This is a genomic window from Mycobacterium sp., from assembly GCF_050701675.1.
Lineage (GTDB): Bacteria > Actinomycetota > Actinomycetes > Mycobacteriales > Mycobacteriaceae > Mycobacterium.
The window spans coordinates 1-1,536 of sequence record NZ_JBOGDD010001188.1 but is presented as its reverse complement, the minus strand read 5'-3'; the positions used below and the strand labels follow the sequence as shown (position 1 = coordinate 1,536).

The 1,536-nt window shown below is 68.9% G+C and carries 1 protein-coding gene; it reads left to right on the top strand.

What is annotated here, in order from left to right; all coding sequences use genetic code 11:
* Positions 1-222 precede the first annotated feature (222 nt).
* Positions 223-1,536 (top strand): hypothetical protein (locus tag ACRDUX_RS36910; protein WP_526421841.1); only part of this gene is annotated, 1,314 nt, incomplete at its 3' end.

Here is a 1,536-nt window from a genome sequence, read left to right as displayed (position 1 = left end):
GGATCTTGGTGTGCGCGGCCTTGGCGGGGTCGGCGGCAGGTCTGGGCATCGCGGAGACTCCGAGGCGCCACGGCCGGGCTTGAAAGCCTCGCCGAAGCGATATACAGTTTTTACGCAACAAGTATTTATGTAACAAGAAGTAGCTCGTTACGGCTAGCATAGTGTTCGTCGATTGGCACGTCCTTTCGCGAGCTTGCCCCAGCCGGCGGCAAGAGGATCTCCATGAACCGACTGTTCGTCTCCGCGGCCCTGCTTCCGCTGATCTGGGCCGCTGCCGCCCAGGCCGAGACCAAGATCACCACAGCCGTCACGGCTCCGGTCAAGACCTCCACCGCCACGGCCGCCGGCGCGCCCGACGATCTGACGGTGGACACCGCCGGTTCCGTGAAGCCGACGGCCGCCGGCGCGGCGGTGACGCTCGACAGCAACAACAAGGTCAGCAACCTCGGCACGATCACCTTCACCGGCGTCAACAACGCCACGGGAATCCTGGCGCTGGGCGGACGGACAGGCAGCCTCGGCAACACCGGCGCGATCTCCCTTCTGGAGGACTACACGCCGACGGACACCGACAGCGACGGCGACCTGGATGGGCCGCTGGCGCAAGGCGCGAACCGGTACGGCATCCGGGTGACCGGTCCCGACCCGTTCACCGGCAATGTCCGCAACGAGCGTGGCGGGTCGATCAGCATCGAGGGCAACGACTCGGCGGGCGTTTCGGTCGAGACGCGGCTGAACGGATCGCTGGTCAATGCGGGCGCCATCGGGGTCACCGGCGACCGCAGCGTCGGCGTCCAGGCCCAATCGGTGGCGGGCGACGTGCAGATCACCGGCTCCGTCTCCGCCCAGGGCGAGGGCGCGACGGGCGTCAAACTCGGCGACGTGGACGGCCAGGTGCTGCTGCAGAACGCCATCTCCGCCACCGGCTATCGCACAACCGACCGGCTGACCGACGCCGTGCGCGCCAAGCTCGACGCCGACGACCTGAAGCAGGGCGGCGCGGCGGTGCGGATCACCGGCAATGTCGGAAAGGGCGTCCTGCTCGACCGCCAGCCGGCGGACGCCAGCACCACCGACTCAGACGAGGACGACGACGGCGTCGAGGATTCGCTGGAAGGGACCGCGGCGCTGACGTCCTCGGGTTCCGCGCCGGCGCTCGACATCGGCTCGGAACGCGCCACGACCCTCGGCGCTGTCGGGACAGGCGTCGACGCCTTCGGCCTGGTCAACCGGGGCAACATCACCGCCAACGGCGTCAATGACGGCGTCTCGGCGACGGCGATCCGCATCGGCCAGATGGGCGGCGGAACGACCACCGTGGTCGGCGGCATTGCCAACCAGGCGGGCGTGATTAGCGCAACGGCTTTCGGCGCGGAGGCGACCGGCATCCTGGTCAATCCGGGCGCCGTGGTCGCTTCCCTGCGCAACGCCGGCGTGATCGCCGTCAGCCAGACCGGCGGCCAGAACAACGCCAGCGCGGTGATCGACAAGTCGGGCAGCCTCGCCCTCGTCGAGAACACCGGCACGATCCAGGCG